This window comes from Exiguobacterium sp. s43 (assembly GCF_018617255.1).
Lineage (GTDB): Bacteria > Bacillota > Bacilli > Exiguobacteriales > Exiguobacteriaceae > Exiguobacterium > Exiguobacterium profundum.
Map to the genome: position 1 here is coordinate 97,564 of NZ_JACSJT010000001.1, position 15,630 is coordinate 113,193.

Annotated in this window: 14 protein-coding genes; 11 read left to right on the top strand and 3 right to left on the bottom strand. The window is 48.7% G+C overall.

All coding sequences use genetic code 11. The features are described 5' to 3' along the window. Nucleotides 1–6: 6 nt before the first annotated feature. The 5 genes from arcC (at nt 7) to cydC (ending at nt 7,846) form a co-directional block, all read left to right on the top strand. On the top strand, nt 7–969 hold the full coding sequence (gene arcC / locus KNO79_RS00625) for a carbamate kinase (RefSeq protein WP_196431357.1): 963 nt from the start codon (nt 7–9) through the stop codon (nt 967–969). Nucleotides 970–1,171: 202 nt separating this feature from the next. Further along, nucleotides 1,172–3,475 carry a glycoside hydrolase family 31 protein gene (locus KNO79_RS00630; RefSeq protein WP_230872848.1) on the top strand — a complete coding sequence of 768 codons (2,304 nt, stop codon included), beginning with the start codon at nt 1,172–1,174 and terminating at the stop codon, nt 3,473–3,475. A 119-nt stretch (nt 3,476–3,594) separates the two neighbouring features. Next, the gene (locus KNO79_RS00635; RefSeq protein WP_196431355.1) at nt 3,595–4,284 is read left to right on the top strand and encodes a Crp/Fnr family transcriptional regulator; all 690 of its coding nucleotides are present in this window, start codon (nt 3,595–3,597) and stop codon (nt 4,282–4,284) included. A gap of 122 nt (nt 4,285–4,406) precedes the next feature. Next, nucleotides 4,407–6,131: a thiol reductant ABC exporter subunit CydD gene (gene cydD, locus KNO79_RS00640; RefSeq protein WP_196431354.1), complete on the top strand. Its 1,725-nt coding sequence runs from the start codon at nt 4,407–4,409 to the stop codon at nt 6,129–6,131. Next, nucleotides 6,128–7,846 (top strand): thiol reductant ABC exporter subunit CydC, encoded by a 1,719-nt coding sequence (gene cydC, locus KNO79_RS00645; protein WP_214690382.1) that lies wholly within the window; start codon nt 6,128–6,130, stop codon nt 7,844–7,846. The genes cydD and cydC overlap by 4 nt, the downstream gene beginning before the upstream one ends. A gap of 252 nt (nt 7,847–8,098) precedes the next feature. Here the strand turns inward: cydC and KNO79_RS00650 are convergent, their stop codons facing one another. Continuing rightward, a complete protein-coding gene (locus KNO79_RS00650) occupies nt 8,099–8,623 on the bottom strand; it encodes a hypothetical protein (RefSeq protein ID WP_159563058.1) in 525 nt (174 codons plus the stop codon). 128 nt (nt 8,624–8,751) lie between these two features. After that, on the bottom strand, nt 8,752–9,828 hold the full coding sequence (locus KNO79_RS00655; RefSeq protein ID WP_214690383.1) for a diguanylate cyclase: 1,077 nt from the start codon (nt 9,826–9,828) through the stop codon (nt 8,752–8,754). Nucleotides 9,829–10,052: 224 nt separating this feature from the next. Between KNO79_RS00655 and KNO79_RS00660 the strand changes: the two genes are divergently transcribed. The 6 genes from KNO79_RS00660 to KNO79_RS00685 all read left to right on the top strand — a co-directional run bounded on the left by KNO79_RS00660 (nt 10,053) and on the right by KNO79_RS00685 (nt 14,128). Next, nucleotides 10,053–10,235: a hypothetical protein gene (locus tag KNO79_RS00660; RefSeq protein WP_031422036.1), complete on the top strand. Its 183-nt coding sequence runs from the start codon at nt 10,053–10,055 to the stop codon at nt 10,233–10,235. A gap of 82 nt (nt 10,236–10,317) precedes the next feature. Further along, complete coding sequence (gene msrA / locus KNO79_RS00665; RefSeq protein ID WP_074035519.1) at nt 10,318–11,268, top strand: peptide-methionine (S)-S-oxide reductase MsrA; 951 nt, start codon at nt 10,318–10,320, stop codon at nt 11,266–11,268. A 13-nt stretch (nt 11,269–11,281) separates the two neighbouring features. Beyond that, nucleotides 11,282–12,568, top strand: a complete 1,287-nt coding sequence (locus tag KNO79_RS00670; RefSeq protein WP_074035520.1) for a DUF2252 domain-containing protein — start codon at nt 11,282–11,284, stop codon at nt 12,566–12,568. Between the two features lie 61 nt (nt 12,569–12,629). Beyond that, entirely contained in the window at nt 12,630–12,908 is a 279-nt protein-coding gene (locus KNO79_RS00675; RefSeq protein ID WP_078147766.1) for a DUF5327 family protein, read from the top strand. 108 nt (nt 12,909–13,016) lie between these two features. Beyond that, entirely contained in the window at nt 13,017–13,382 is a 366-nt protein-coding gene (locus KNO79_RS00680; protein ID WP_196431351.1) for a rhodanese-like domain-containing protein, read from the top strand. 113 nt (nt 13,383–13,495) lie between these two features. Then, nucleotides 13,496–14,128 (top strand): HAD family hydrolase, encoded by a 633-nt coding sequence (locus tag KNO79_RS00685; RefSeq protein WP_031422042.1) that lies wholly within the window; start codon nt 13,496–13,498, stop codon nt 14,126–14,128. Nucleotides 14,129–14,179: 51 nt separating this feature from the next. On the opposite strand, the gene KNO79_RS00690 is transcribed toward KNO79_RS00685, so the two are convergent. After that, nucleotides 14,180–15,592 (bottom strand): NAD-dependent succinate-semialdehyde dehydrogenase, encoded by a 1,413-nt coding sequence (locus KNO79_RS00690; protein WP_196431350.1) that lies wholly within the window; start codon nt 15,590–15,592, stop codon nt 14,180–14,182. Nucleotides 15,593–15,630 lie beyond the last annotated feature (38 nt).

The window sequence follows — 15,630 nt, forward strand, 5'->3', positions numbered from 1 at the left end:
ATGGATATGGAGAAAAAACGTGTGGTCATCGCCTTAGGCGGGAATGCGATTCAGCAAGGCAAAGATGCGACAGCCGAAGCACAAATACAGGCAGTTGAGGCAACGGCGGAATCTCTCGCTGCACTCATCGCTGAAGGAGTCGAGGTCATCATCACGCATGGTAACGGTCCGCAAGTTGGAAACCTGATGTTGCAACAAGCCGCATCAGACAGTCCAGCCACACCAGCGATGCCGCTTGATGTCTGTGGTGCGATGACGCAAGGGATGATTGGATACTGGTTTGAAAACGCATTGACCAAAGCACTGCGTGCACGTGGCCTTGAACAGCATGTGGCCTCGCTCGTGACACGAAGCATTGTCGATCCGAACGATAGTGCGTTTCATCATCCGACTAAGCCAATCGGTCCATTTTATACGGAAGACGAGGCACTTCATCTCGAACGGACGACGGGTTATGTCTTCAAAGAAGACGCAGGACGGGGATATCGTCGTGTCGTCCCGAGTCCGATCCCTATGAAAATCGCCGAACACACCGTCATTCGAACACTCGTTGAAGCTGGGCACATCGTTGTCGCTTCCGGTGGCGGTGGCATTCCGGTTATGGAGACAGCGGATGGATACGTCGGCATCGAGGCAGTGATTGATAAAGATTTCGCGGCTGCAAAACTGGCTGACCTCGTCAACGCAGATGTGTTACTCATTTTGACGGCTGTCGAACATGTGTATGTCAATTTTGGGCAGCCAGATGAGATGGCACTTCAAGAAACGTCGAAAGAACAGATGGAGACCTATATCGCTGAAGGGCAGTTTGCACCAGGTAGTATGTTGCCGAAAGTAAGAGCGGCGCTTCAGTTTGCCGAATCCGGTACGAACCGTGTCGCCATCATCACGTCGCTCGATCAGGCTTTAGCAGCCATTGACGGGGAAGCGGGCACACGTGTCCGCCTGGCTCCATCGCTCCAACAATAAGAATGTGTCGCAGACGTGAAGCGTTTGCGACTTTTTTTGTTTTCTGCCCGGATTCAAGGGGAAGGAATGTTGTATGCCAAAAATGAGATTGCTATCATATTCAGTGTAAACGTTTGCGCTAATTTCAGGAAGGAAGTGACGGAGAGCGGAATCGCTCGAGTGTATGCGCCTATTCGAAGAAAATCATGTATATGAGTCGTGGATGAGACCAAAAGCAAGGGAAGAGGCAATCGTGCAAGGAAGCTGTTATCGATTCACCGTTTTGACGAGTCAGTTGATTCGGATGGAATACGCGGAAGACGGAATTTTTGAAGACCGTGCCACCCAAGTGGCGTGGAATCGGGAATTTGACGTTCCACAATTCCGAGTGATTGAAGATGAGACAGAGCTCCAAATCATCACAGAACATGTTCATTTGTATTATACGAAAGGTCCGTTCGCACCGAACACGCTCTATGTGGACGTGAAAGGGAACTTTAGTACGTATTATAGCCGCTACATGTTCAACGGTCCGGAGCGGACACTGAAAGGGACGGCGCGGACGCTCGACCATGTGGACGGGGCGACGGAATTAGAAGAAGGGATCCTCTCCAAACAAGGGTATGCGATCATTGATGATTCATCCTCATTTTTGATGACTGATGATCGCTTCGTCGAGCCGAGACGAAAAGGAATTCATGACATTTACTACTTTGGATATGGCCATGACTATAAACAGGCACTTCGAGACTTTTACACGTTGACGGGTCCGACACCGATGCTTCCTCGTAAAGCGCTCGGGAACTGGTGGAGCCGGTACTGGCGATACGACGAAAAAGAGTATAAGACGTTAATGCGCCGTTTCAAGTCAGAAGATGTCCCGTTCTCGGTCAGTGTCATCGATATGGACTGGCACGTGACGGACATCCCCGAAGAGTACGGGAGTGGATGGACGGGCTATTCGTGGAACAAAAACTTGTTTCCCGAACCGAAACGTTTCCTCAACTGGTTAAAGGATGAGGGAATGATGGTAACGTTGAACCTGCATCCCGCGGACGGTGTCCGTGCGTTTGAAGATCAGTACGTGGCGATGGCCGAGGCTATGGGCGTCGATCCGGAATCGGGGGACCGAATCCCGTTCGATTTTTCGGACAAACGATTCATTCAAGCGTACTTCGAACAAATGCACCATCCACATGAGGCAGACGGCGTTGATTTTTGGTGGATCGACTGGCAACAAGGGTCGACCTCGAAGATGGAAGGACTCGACCCGTTATGGATGCTAAATCATTATCATGCCATTGATATCGCCCGTGACGGCAAACGCCCGCTCATTTTTTCTCGTTACGCCGGACCAGGGAGCCACCGTTACCCGGTCGGATTCTCAGGAGATACAATCATCTCGTGGGCATCGCTCGCCTTCCAGCCGTATTTTACAGCGACAGCGACAAACATCGGCTACGGGTGGTGGAGTCACGACATCGGAGGGCATCATCGCGGGGAAAAAGATGATGAACTCGCTGCGCGTTGGGTCGCATATGGGGTGTTCAGTCCAATCATGCGTCTCCACTCGACGTTCAGCACATTTAACGGGAAAGAGCCTTGGCGTTTCGGAATCGAAGCCGAACAGTCGATGAAGCGATTCTTACGCTTACGTCACGAACTCATCCCTTATCTATATACGATGAATTATCGTAACCATGCCGATGCGCTACCACTCGTGTTACCGATGTATATCGAACATCCCGATGACGAAGCGGCTTATCAGGTACCGAATCAATTTTATTTTGGCAGTGAACTCATTGTGTCCCCAATCATCACACCGATGGACCGGAAGCTCCACGTCGCCGGAACGAATGTCTGGCTACCAAAAGGAGAATGGTTCGATTTCTTCACAGGACATCGTTACGAAGGCGACAAGTCGATTCGTGTATTCCGCGGTCTTGATGAACAACCAGTCTTCGCCAAAGCGGGTGCCATCGTTCCGCTCATGCCACATAAACCGCATGAGAATGAGACGGGGAACCCGAGCGAGCTAGAAGTACTCGTCTTTCCAGGTGCCTCGAACACGTTCACGATGTATGAAGATGACGGAGAAAGCCGCGATTATGAGACGGGTGCCTCGCTTGAAACGACGTTCACGCTCGACTGGGAAGCGCGGACGCTTCTCATCGAGATGTCAGGAGACTTGACCCTCGTTCCAGCGAAGCGGACATTGACCATTTTGGTCCGAGGTGTTGTCGGGGAAGGAGACTACGACGCTGAGACGCAGACGCTACACATTCCAATCGGTGAATTGAAGCAAGAGCAGACGGTGGCGCTCCCTGCCAATGTGACGCAGAACGCTCATCGACTTGACCGTCTCTATCGATTCTTAGACCGAGCAGAAATCGCCTATGATTTGAAAGATCGGTTGTACCAGATGGCGACAACGAAGACACGTCTCGAAGCATGGCTGTTTGACCTCCATGCGTTAGAACTCGATCGAGATTTGCAAGACGCGTTATTAGAACTGATGTTGGACTAAAATAAGGGGGGAGACCCCCTTTTGTCATGTCAGAAAACTGTCGGATTTTGAAAGCGTTATCATTTCAAATCATTTTATACTTAAGGTAGGGGGATTTAACTAGAAATGAGGGAATACAGATGCGACACAAGTGGACGATTGATGATTTACGGCAGTTGACACTGTTTGCGAACTGTTCGAGTCGAGCGCTTGAACAGCTCGTCCCATACGTCTATTGCCGAACGTATCGAAAAGGACAACTCCTATTCATGGAAGGAGACCCGCGAGAGCGCGTGTATTTCTTAATGAATGGATACATCAGACTCGAACGGATGAACGAGCATGCGACGCATCAGTATGCGGACTATGTGAAACCCAAACAGTTCTTCCCGTACAACGGTTTATTCACGGAGGAAGACTACCGTCATACGGCTGAAGCGGTGACGGATATTGAAGTCATCTACATCCCGACCGAACGATTCGAGCGGTTTGTGTCCACACAGTCGAACATGCTGCTCTATATCATCGGACAGATGAATCGTATTTTAGATTTACATGAACGACGTGTCCAAGAAATTATTACCCCGAGCGCGAAAGAACGTGTACTCAATACCATCCATTTTTTGATTGAAGATTTAGGGGAGCCGGACGAGCAGGGGGTACGTGTCCGCTGTCCGTTCACGGCGATGGAACTATCTCGTCTATCCGGAACTTCCCGGGAGACGGTTTCTACGATTTTAGCGAAGCTTCGCAAAGAAGACGTGCTTCGAATGGACGCGCACCAACTTGTGATTGAGCATCCTGAATATTTTGATCAAGACTTCGATTGACGCCGCTCGGGAGAGGGCGTCTTTTACATGTCGGAACGAGCGGAGCGTTCGCTTCAAGACGTAGCATATTGTATAATTAGTGATGAATCTCACAAAGCAATCGGATTGTGAATAGAGAAAGGATGAATGCAGTGAAACGACTGCAAGCCCTTGCGTTCGCCGAGCGAGGTCACATCATTGGACTGGTATTGTCTGCGGTCATGATTGGACTATCGATTTTGGCGCAAGCGTATTTAATCGTCGACATTGTCGACCGAATCTTTTTAAAAGATGAATCATTTGAAGCCGTCATTCCGGCGTTACTTTGGCTCGTCGTCGCCCTATTGGCACGAGCACTTTTTGGATACGTCTCCGGGCGAATCGGGGCGAGTTTATCGGAAAAAGCGAAACGGGCGTTACGTCTGCAATTGCTAGATCGCTATGCCACGAGCCCGGTCGAGTCCTCTTTGACGGGACAATCTGGGAAGAAGGTCAGTGTGTTCATGGATGCTGTTGACGAGGTTGACGCCTACTTCAGTCAATATTGGCCACAAGTGATTCAAACCTCGATTATCCCGCTTCTGATTTTGGTTGTCGTCTTCAGCCAACATTGGATTTCAGGTGTCATCATGATGGTGACGGCACCGTTTATCCCTTTGTTCTTTATTATCATTGGGATTGCGACACAGAAAAAATCTGAGGAACAGATGGAGAAGATGAATCAATTTTCCGGAAAGTTTTTGGATGTCTTACAGGGTTTGACGACACTTAAACTCTACAACCGGACCGAACAGGAAGCGAAAGCGATTGAGAAGAGCAGTCTCGACTTTCGGGATGCGACGATGGTCGTCTTAAAGACGGCATTCTTATCTGGCCTTATGCTGGAATTCATTTCGATGCTCAGTACCGGTGTCGTGGCACTGGAAGTCGCGCTACAGATGGTCGTTTGGGAGAACTTGACGTTCTTCTCTGGCTTCTTGATTCTTGTGTTGGCGCCAGAGTATTACTTGGCCATCAAAGACCTGGGCAGCGCCTTTCATACGGGACGTGGCAGTATGGGCGCAGCAGACCGGATCTTTGACGTATTAGACGCTCCGGATGATCGCATTCAGTGGGGGACGAAGTCGCTTGGTTCACGGAAGCCGGATCTTGAGCTTGAAGAGGTATCGTTTGAGTACGCTGGTGGACGCTTTTCCCTTCAGCCATTGAGTGGTCGCATCTCGTCGGGCACCCACCTCGCGTTAGTTGGTGCGAGCGGTTCCGGGAAGACGACTGTCCTCAACGTGATTTCAGGACTTTTGCAGGTGAAATCAGGTCGTGTTCTCGTAGATGGTGAACCTTTGCATACGTATGACGAATCTACCTGGTATGGAAATATTGCATATATCTCTCAAAATCCGTATCTGTTCGCCGGGACACTCGCCGAAAACATTGCCTTAGGTGAGGTGGCTGACGAACATGCGTTACTCGAAGCAACCGAGGCAGCTGGACTATCCGAGGTGATTGACCAGTTGCCGAACGGGATCTGGACAGAACTCGGAGAAGGTGGATTTGGACTATCCGGTGGGGAACGGCAGCGCCTTGCACTCGCACGTGCTTTCTTTAAGCGACCTGGTATTTTATTGTTTGATGAACCGACGACCGGTCTCGATTTGAAAACAGAGCGGATTGTCAGACGCTCGATTGAAGAGCTGTCAAAAGGTGCAACGTTAATCACGGTTGCGCATCGTCTGCATACAATCAAAGAGGCAGACACGATTTGGTTCATGGATGATGGGAAGCGAATCGCAGAAGGGACGCATGAAGTGTTACTCGCTGTCCCAGAGTATGCGGAGTTGTTTGCACTTCAGAAAGGGGTGAGCCGATGAACTCGCTTTGGACGATTACAAAATGGATGATGCGCGAAAAGAAAGACATCCTCCTCTCCATCTTCTTTGGATATGCAGCAGGGATTGCGGCGGTCGCCCTCTTCGCGGCAAGTGGCTATCTCGTATCACGCGCCGGGCTCGTCCCGCCCCTGTATGCGTTGATGGTACCCGTCGTCTTGATTAAACTGTTCGGTGTCATCCGGGCAGGAAGCCGTTATCGGGAACGTCTCGCATCGCACCGAGCAACGTTTACGATTTTGAGTGAGTTGCGCGTCCGGTTCTATCGTCAGTTAGAGCCGCTCGTTCCGTCCATCTTTGCGAAATATCGGAGTGGGGATTTGCTCGCACGCGTCGTTGGGGACGTCGAGAGTCTTCAAAACTACTTTCTTCGCGTGTTTTATCCGCCAATCATTCTCGTACTCGTCTTTTTGAGCACCATCTTCTTTGTTACCTTTTACTCGTTTGCGGTCAGTCTATGGATCTTGTTTGGTGTACTCATCACGGGGTTCTTGATCCCGCTCGGCTTTGCACGAATCCGCGCCCGTCACGATGAGACGATTCGTGGATTGCGCGGAGATGTGTCGATTCAATTGACAGAGATGTTGTTCGGATACCGGGATTTAAAACTTCATCACCAACTCGATCGCACGAAACAAGCTGTCTATTCGTACAGTGAACGTTACATGGAGGCGGAGCGGAAAGACACAACGAATCAATTCTTTAATTCTGCGCTCGTCGTTGCCGCTTCCTTACTCGTCTCATGGGGCGTCTTGGCCATCGGTGCGTATCAGGTGGTAAATGGAGACCTGAACGGGTTGTTCTTGGCAATGCTGATCATGATGTCGCTCACAGCGTTTGAGAATACGACGCCGATGGCCGTGTTCCCCGGTCACTTTGCAGACAGTAAGCAAGCAGCAGATCGTTTGTTTGAAGTGACGGAGCCGAGTGAAACGATTGAGGAGCGTGAGGCGAAACGTCATGATGTGACGTTTACGGCCGCACCGTCTATTTCATTTGATCATATTCGCTATCGCTATCCAGACACGTATCGAGATGTGATAGATGAGGTAACGTTACACATACCGAGCGGTTCGAAGACGGTAATCGTCGGACCGAGCGGGTCAGGGAAGTCGACGTTACTTCAACTGGTAATGGCTTTCGTTCGGACGGAAGACGGCACGATTCGATTGGATGATTACAATATGAACGATGTCAAACAAACATCTATTTGGCAACATGCAAGTGTTGTCTTGCAAGACAATCATTTCTTTTACGGAACCGTACGGGAAAACCTGGCGTTAGCCGGTGACTTCACAGATGAAGCGATGAACGTAGCACTTGAGCGCGTCCGTTTGTCATTCTCGCTAGACGAACCGGTCCTGGAGAAAGGGGCAAACTTGTCAGGTGGAGAACGTCAGCGCCTCGCCATCGCACGGGCACTTCTTAAAAACGGACTTCTTTGGTTGCTTGATGAACCGACATCGGCACTCGATGCAGGAACAGAGGCCCATGTCTTTTCTGAATTGCTACAGCAAGCCGGAGGGGGCACACTCATTCTTGTCAGTCACCGTTTGACGGGTCTCGAAACGTTTGATCAGATTATCGTCATGGAAGCTGGACGGATCGTCGAGGTCGGTTCTTATGAGGAATTGATGACGAAACGTGGCATGTTCTATGAATTGAAACAAATCGAACAAGAAGTGTTCGCATCATGAAAAAGACGAGCAGCCCGTCGGTGGGCTGCTCGTCTTGTTTATGGCAAATATGGGTGCAACAAATGGGGGTTGTCGCAATGCTTTCAAAAAGAGTGTCGTGGAGGGGAATCCACGTGACGTGATATGTTTGGGGAACGTGCACGCCAAGCTTTTGGGAAGCTACAACTAGAGTATAGTTGATAACGATTCTCATTGTCAATAAGAATAATAAAAAAATCCATACGTGCGAACACGCATGGATTGGGTCATGAATTAATTCGAGGCTACGCCTTTTTGAACCGTGAATCGAATCAAACTGAACAAGTATCTCGTGAAGAAGAGAGCGAACGCATAGAATAGCGCAATGAACGGTGACTGAAGATCAATCCCCGGGATGTTCATCAAGAACTCTAGAACGAGAATAGAGAGTAAGAATACGTAGAGAGCGGCATCTAAATAAAGTGGCATAAGACGACCGCGTTGATGCCAAAACGTGCGGATGAGTGGTGCCACGGTCATCCCGATAATCCGTTCCGCAAAGCCGATACTGAGAACGGCGATGATGAATGCTGGGATCGTGTTAAAGGTCACCAAATCCGAGAATACGAAACCTGAAATCAATAAGAGAGGACCGATGATAATCATCATCGAAAGTGAGGTCCGGAAGAAAATCCACATGTTTTTCTGAATCGAACGAATCCCACCGATTGCCGATTGTTGAAGTGTCTTTCCACGTCTATAATCAATCGCGAACGAGCCGATAAACATAATTCCAAATAAAGATAACAAAACTGACATGAACGATGTTTCCCCTTTTCTGAATAAATCATGATGTATCGATCTGAATCAAAGTCTAGCCTAGTTTAACGATTCATTTCGAGAAAGTAAAGCGAGAAAACGCGCTCAAGTGTGAGGAGTTTGACACATTAAGAGGCGAGGATGAAACGATTCCGACCGGACTCTTTTGCGTGATATAACGCTTCATCTGCATGTTTTAACACACTGTCGATTTCAATATCATTCGAATGGCAAGCTCCAAGCGAAACAGTGATGTGGAGCGTACCGGCACTCGTCTCGAACGGGAACGTTGAAACCTTTTCTCGAATAGATTCAGCAAGCTGCGATACTTCTTCTCGATTAGCATGGGGCATGACGATTAAAAATTCTTCGCCGCCGAAGCGACCGACTAAATGGCGCTCATTGCTCTCATTCACGAGGAGCATGCCGAGCTCGCGCAAAACATCATCTCCGACGTCGTGACCGTATGTGTCATTCACCCGTTTGAAATGATCGATGTCGACCAAAATCAATGCGTATTCTTCTGCCTCGACCGTCAAGTTGGCCATGGCTTCGTTCAAGAGACGCCGATTGGCAATCCCGGTGAGCGCATCTGTCCGCGCCAGTTGCTGTTGATGTTGGACGTTCTCGAAGTGACGGCGTAGTTCGAGCAGTAATCGATAGGCGGCGCACGCTCCCCCGTAAGACATTAACGTATAGACGATTAAGACGGGATAGAACAAATTTAGTGGAAGCGCGGTATAAATCGCTGCCCCAAAAATGGCAATACTGATTGTAGTGAATACGAGCAAAGTGGGCCGAGTATTATCCATGCGTTTCCGTAAAAGACCTGTTAAGACAATTAACGTAACTATTGTGGCGATGGCTAGATAGAGACCGAGCATGGTACCGTCTGTAAAGAACAGAACTAGGGAACGACCGATTAATAATATGATACCTGCGAAAGCACCACTCACCCATCCCCCGAATAGAACGGCAAGCAAAACGGGAATATTACGTAAGTCGATGAGTATCCCCTCGAGCGGTAAGGCATTTACTAAAAGGAGGATGGCAATCAATCCGGTCTGTACCCCAAGTAAAATCCTTCCTTTGAGAGGAGACTGTGGCGTCAGACGAGGGCGGTTTCGAAACGGTAAAAAGGAAATCGTGAAGAGCGTGAACAAGATACACAGGTTGATAAAGAACGCATTTATGATTGTGAGCATCGGAGCTCCCCCTTATCCCGTATGGAAATATTTAGTTACAGTATATAGCATCTAGTTGGAAACAAACAGGAATAACCTGCTTGCGGAAAGAAACTCTCTTGAATGATTATTCAAGCAAATCGTTTTGGAATCCTTTTGGATTTGTTCAGGTTCTCCTCATCTTTTAGAACTTTCGTTATGGAAAATCGAAAGTTTGGTATGATAAGAGAAAAGGAGGACTGTCCGTGCGTTACTGGGATCATTTTAAACGAGCGTTTATTCCGATTGCGCTCATTTTGATTGGATTAGCGATCTTTTATACTTTATCGGCTCGAGATAATATGGTGTTGACGCTATTAGGGGCTGCGATTGTTGGAGTCATCTTATTTTTGGTGATGCGTCATGTGAATCAGGTGGAAGAGGACTAAAGCGAGAACACATTTTGTGGTTCTCGTTTTTTGTTGTCTTGCCACATTTTTGGGTACACTACAAAGTAAGGAGGGATTTATCATGGCAAAAGCTACATTTGCGGGAGGCTGTTTCTGGTGCATGGTCAAACCGTTTCATAAATATGAGGGAGTGGAGCGTGTCATTTCTGGATATACAGGAGGACATGTCGACAACCCGACGTATCAACAAGTCTGTTCGGAGACGACAGGACATTTAGAGGCGGTTGAAATCACATTTGATCCAGAAGTCATTTCGTATGAGGAGTTGTTACGCATCTATTGGCGTCAAATCGATCCAACAGATGGCGGAGGGCAGTTCAATGACCGCGGTGAATCCTATCGTCCAGCCATCTTCTATCATTCAGAAGAGCAACGGGCTGCAGCAGAGCGTTCGAAACAAGAAGTGGAAGATTCGGGTCGGTTCGATCGCTCGATTGAAGTCGATATCCGTCCTGCGAAAACGTTCTGGGAAGCGGAAGACTATCATCAAGACTACTATAAAAAAAATCCGTTCCGTTATGAGATGTACCGTGTCGGTTCAGGGCGCGCGAAGTTCATCAAAGAGGCGTGGAGTGATCGCAAACAACAACAAGCACTTCGTGAACGCTTGACACCGATGCAGTATAAAGTGACTCAAGAAAACGGGACAGAGCCACCGTTCCAAAATGAATATTGGGATGAAGAGCGGGAGGGGTTGTACGTCGATATCGTCGACGGGACACCACTCTTCACATCTCACGATAAGTTTCAGTCGAATTGCGGATGGCCGAGCTTCTCACGCCCAATCGAGGAGAAGCGAGTCGATTTGAACATGGACACGACGCACCACATGGTACGGACAGAAGTCCGTTCAAAACAAGGGGACAGTCACCTTGGTCACGTGTTTGATGACGGTCCGAAAGAGCTTGGCGGCTTACGCTATTGCATTAACTCGGCCGCTCTCCGATTCGTTCCTGTAGAAGAGCTTGAAGAGGCCGGGTACGGGGAATATAAACACTTATTCAACAAGTGAAGGGGAGAGCCGTATGTTCACAGCCGTCAAACAACAAATTCGATGCGAGACGATCGGGACCGTCCTTGATTTTTACGACCAGTCGATTCGACAGCTTTCGGAAGAGGCGAGACAAGAAAAATATGCGAAGATGAGTTCGAGCCCGTTCTCGTTCTTTCGGGGTAGCTCACACTTGTTCTACTACGACTTTGCGAAAGTGCCAATCGCGTTTGACACAGGTCCCGATCATCCGACGTTCATTCAAGGAGACTTACACTTTGAAAATTTCGGTGTGTTCGAAGACGGGGCCGGTACCATCATCTATGACGTGAACGACTTTGATGAGGCGTATATCGGTTCATACCTGTTTGATTTGTTGCGGATGGCGGTCTCTGTCGATTTATTCGCCGCCGAGTCCGGGTTCGATGGCAAAGCAGCCATTCAAGCGTTTGCTGAGTCCTATGCCAAAGCCATTGAAAAACATGCGCTTGGACGAAGTGAGCATATTCAATTCACGAAAGAGAACACGTGTAAAGCGGTCAAAAAAGTTATTAAAAAAGCGGAGAAGAAGAAAGATGAATTCATGTCCGAACGGACGGAGGTAAGAGACGAGGAACGTTATTTTTCAACGAGTGACGACTTGCTTCCCATCTCCTCGGAAGTACGGGAGAAAATTGAAGCGGCATGGGGCGATTATCTGTCTTCTTTGTCAAATCAACACCGACATCATGCCGATCACTATGAAATCAAAGATATCGCCATCAAACTTCAAAGCGGAACGGCTTCTATCGGATTAGAACGCTACTATATTTTGATTGAAGGTGCCGATGAAGAGCATGATGAAGATGTCATTTTAGAGATGAAACAAGCACAATCTGCCGTCCCGTCTCTCTTTCTTCCGACACATCCGCTGTTTGAAAACGGATTGTCGCATCAAGGCGCTCGTGTCGTCGCTGCGCAACGGGCAATGGTCCACAGTCGTGACCCGTATCTCGGCTATTTGACGATTGACGACAAAGAATATTATGTGAGGCAACGTTCTCCGTATAAGCGAAAAGTGAAAGCGAAACATATGAAAGATGAGACGTCGCTCATTGAGACGTTGAAGGTGCAAGCGCAAATCACGGCGAAGATTCATGCACGGGCCGATGCGACCTCCAATGTGCTCGATTATACGGCAAGCGAACGAATCGCGGCGGCAATCGGTGACTCTCCGTCCCTGTTTATTCGACAGTTATCGAGATGGGCTGATTTTTATGCAAATCAAGTTCGTTTTGATTATGACGCCTTTTTAAACTGGGTCGAGTCAAGGAATCGTTAAGGAACTTGCGAATTGAGGATGAAATCCTGCACAATGGAAGCGTAAAGGATGTGTACGGACTATGATTACAGAACAACAAGTCATCGCCCAAATGCGTCAGGTGATGACACAGATTGAGTCGTCAACCGGCGAAGCGCAAAAGCGTCATTTGGCAAAGTTAATGGGTTTTTGTGAACTCTTGTTAGCGGAGACGTCTGAAGCAAAAAGCGTTGGGGCATCACAGTCCCCGACCGTGACAAGTGAAACGAAACCTCCGCTTGATCGTCAGATGGCCGCTTTTCTCGGGATTCCCATGGAAGAAGACGAACAACCTAAATCCGATTCATTGCTCGATTTTTGAACCACATGTGATGCACATGTGGTTTTTTTGTGGATTCATTTTCATTGACTTAAATACCATAGGGGGTATAATGGGTACAAGAAACGAAATGCAAATGGAGGCGTGAATATGTTGGACTTTCTTTTTGTGGCAGTCGTCATTGGACTTGTGTATTTCTGGTGGAGTCGTCGAAACAATATAAAAACAGTCTCGACGGATGATTTAAAACGAAGAATCGCAGAAGAACGGAACATTCAATTGTTGGACGTACGTGAGCCGCATGAATACCGCGGGGGACATATCAAGCAAGCGAAAAATGTACCTTTATCCGAATTCGGTAATGCTCAAGCGAAATATCCGAAAGAAAAAGAGCGTCCAGTCTATGTTATCTGTCAGAGCGGGATGCGTAGCCAACGCGCGGCAGCGATGCTGAAGAGTGCCGGATATACCGACGTTTATTCTGTAAAGGGTGGAATGAACTTCTGGCGTGGATAATAGATGCGACTGGACGAATCGGTTCAGTCGTTTTTTGTCACCACGTTTTCTCTTTTGCATTTTCGGGGATTCTGCTACGGTAGGGAGAGAGTGAAAGAGAGGAGATCAATCCAATGGCAGTAATTTTATTTGATATCGATGGCACGTTAGTAGATACGACCGGACCGATGACGAAGGCGATTCATGAGGCACTCGAGGAGCTTCCTCATCTTCCGAAACCGAGTGAAGAGGCGGTCCGTTCAGGATACGGCTTGGCAGGTAACGCGTTTTGGGAGCATGTCATCCCAGAAGCGACGCTTGAGGAGATTCGTCTCATTCGCAGACTCCGTCATACGACGCTTGAGCAAACGATGGAAGGACAAAATGTCTTATTTGACGGAATTCGTGAGATGTTGGAGACACTTCACGAGCAAGGTCATACGCTGACGACAGCGAGTAACTGCGGTGTTCATTATATGAATTTGATTTTAGATACGCAACAGATTCGTCCATATATGACGGCACCCGAATGTTTAGAATCTGTTGGGGGCGAGAAGAAGGCAGACATTCTGACAGCGCACCGTGTCCGGCACGGAGAGGCGGACTATATTATGGTCGGTGATCGTAAATCGGATGTCGAGGCGGCTCGCGCTCATGACTTCCCCGTCGTCTTGACAGGATTCGGGTTCGGTAATGAAGAAGAGTGGGCACTTGCAGATCACGTGATTCAATCTCCACACGATTTAGTCGAGTGGGTCAACCGATAAGAAAAGGCTTGTCGCATATCAATGTCGACAAGCCTTTTTGTATACCTATACTCACAATCCGAGAGAGATGTATTTTACTTCTAAAAATTCCTCAATACCGTGATGACCGCCTTCACGACCGAGTCCGCTCTCTTTCCAACCACCGAAAGGCGCTTGCGGCGTTGACGGAAGTCCGTCATTCACACCGACAATCCCATACTCTAACGATTCAGCTAAATAGACCGCTTCATTGATGTCTTGCGTGAACAAGTAAGCGGCTAAGCCGAACGGCGTGTTGTTCGCCCGTTTGATGACTTCATCGAGCGAATCGAACGTTGCAATCGGTGCGACGGGTCCGAACGTTTCTTCGTTCATGCAGAGCATGTCTTCATTCGCATAACGGATGACAGCAGGACGGATGAATAAGCCGTCTAGCACCTCGCCACCGTACACTTCACCGCCACGAATCTGCGCGTCCTCGATATGCTTTTCGACTTTGCTGAGCGCATCGTCATCGATGAGCGGACCGATGTCGACACCTTCCTCTAGTCCGTTCCCGACTTTCAACGCTTCGACCTCTTTAATGAAACGCTCCGAGAATTCATCGACGACGGCGCGTTCGACATAAATTCGGTTCGCACAGACACACGTCTGTCCACCGTTTCGGAATTTCGTGGCGACCGCTTGCGGAACAGCCTTATCTAAATCCGCTTTAGCTGTGACGATGAGCGGGGCGTGCCCACCCAGTTCAAGCGAAATCTTTTTCATCGTGTCCGCAGCATCACGCATGAGCATTTTCCCGACTTCCGTGGATCCTGTGAACGTCAACTTTCGGACCCGTTTATCTTGTTGCCACGCTTTGACGATATCTGACGCTTGTCCTGTGACAAGGTTGATGACCCCTTTTGGGAATCCGGCCTTCTCCGCTAATTTCACCAATTCGATGGCGGTCAACGGGGTCGCCGATGCTGGTTTCATGACGACCGTACAGCCCGCAGCGAGCGCTGGAGCAACTTTCCGTGTGATCATGGCAGCCGGGAAGTTCCAAGGTGTGATGGCTGCGATGACGCCGACCGGTTGTTTGATGGCAAAGATTCGTTTTTGGTTCGATGAAGCAGGAATCGTCTCACCGTATACACGACGCCCTTCTGCCGCATACCAGTCGATGAATCCATTTGCATAGTTGATTTCGCCGATCGCTTCTTTGAGCGGTTTTCCTTGTTCCTCGACCATCGTTCGGGCAAGCTCTTCCGTATGTTCTGCAATCAAACGATGCCATTCAGTAAGTAGCTCCCCTCGTTCTTCTGCTGTTTTTTGTTGCCATTCTTCTAACGCCTCATGCGCAGCGTCGACGGCTTGTGTCGCTTCTTGTGTATCACTTTTTGTCACGACGGCCATCACATTGCCTGTGGCTGGATTTCGTACCTCGATCGTTTGTCCCGTTTCTGTCCATTCCCCGTTAATGAAGTTTTTCTCTTCTCGCATCTTGATTTCCCCTTTCCAAAAAGTGCACAGTTAATTAG

What these genes read in the sequence shown, in the direction of transcription:
- arcC (WP_196431357.1), top strand. Translation starts at nt 7, where the DNA reads ATGGAGAAAAAACGTGTGGTCATCGCCTTAGGCGGGAATGCGATTCAG.
- KNO79_RS00630 (WP_230872848.1), top strand. Translation starts at nt 1,172, where the DNA reads ATGAGACCAAAAGCAAGGGAAGAGGCAATCGTGCAAGGAAGCTGTTAT.
- KNO79_RS00635 (WP_196431355.1), top strand. Translation starts at nt 3,595, where the DNA reads ATGCGACACAAGTGGACGATTGATGATTTACGGCAGTTGACACTGTTT.
- cydD (WP_196431354.1), top strand. Translation starts at nt 4,407, where the DNA reads ATGAATGCAGTGAAACGACTGCAAGCCCTTGCGTTCGCCGAGCGAGGT.
- cydC (WP_214690382.1), top strand. Translation starts at nt 6,128, where the DNA reads ATGAACTCGCTTTGGACGATTACAAAATGGATGATGCGCGAAAAGAAA.
- KNO79_RS00650 (WP_159563058.1), bottom strand. Translation starts at nt 8,623, where the DNA reads ATGTCAGTTTTGTTATCTTTATTTGGAATTATGTTTATCGGCTCGTTC.
- KNO79_RS00655 (WP_214690383.1), bottom strand. Translation starts at nt 9,828, where the DNA reads ATGCTCACAATCATAAATGCGTTCTTTATCAACCTGTGTATCTTGTTC.
- msrA (WP_074035519.1), top strand. Translation starts at nt 10,318, where the DNA reads ATGGCAAAAGCTACATTTGCGGGAGGCTGTTTCTGGTGCATGGTCAAA.
- KNO79_RS00670 (WP_074035520.1), top strand. Translation starts at nt 11,282, where the DNA reads ATGTTCACAGCCGTCAAACAACAAATTCGATGCGAGACGATCGGGACC.
- KNO79_RS00675 (WP_078147766.1), top strand. Translation starts at nt 12,630, where the DNA reads ATGATTACAGAACAACAAGTCATCGCCCAAATGCGTCAGGTGATGACA.
- KNO79_RS00680 (WP_196431351.1), top strand. Translation starts at nt 13,017, where the DNA reads ATGTTGGACTTTCTTTTTGTGGCAGTCGTCATTGGACTTGTGTATTTC.
- KNO79_RS00685 (WP_031422042.1), top strand. Translation starts at nt 13,496, where the DNA reads ATGGCAGTAATTTTATTTGATATCGATGGCACGTTAGTAGATACGACC.
- KNO79_RS00690 (WP_196431350.1), bottom strand. Translation starts at nt 15,592, where the DNA reads ATGCGAGAAGAGAAAAACTTCATTAACGGGGAATGGACAGAAACGGGA.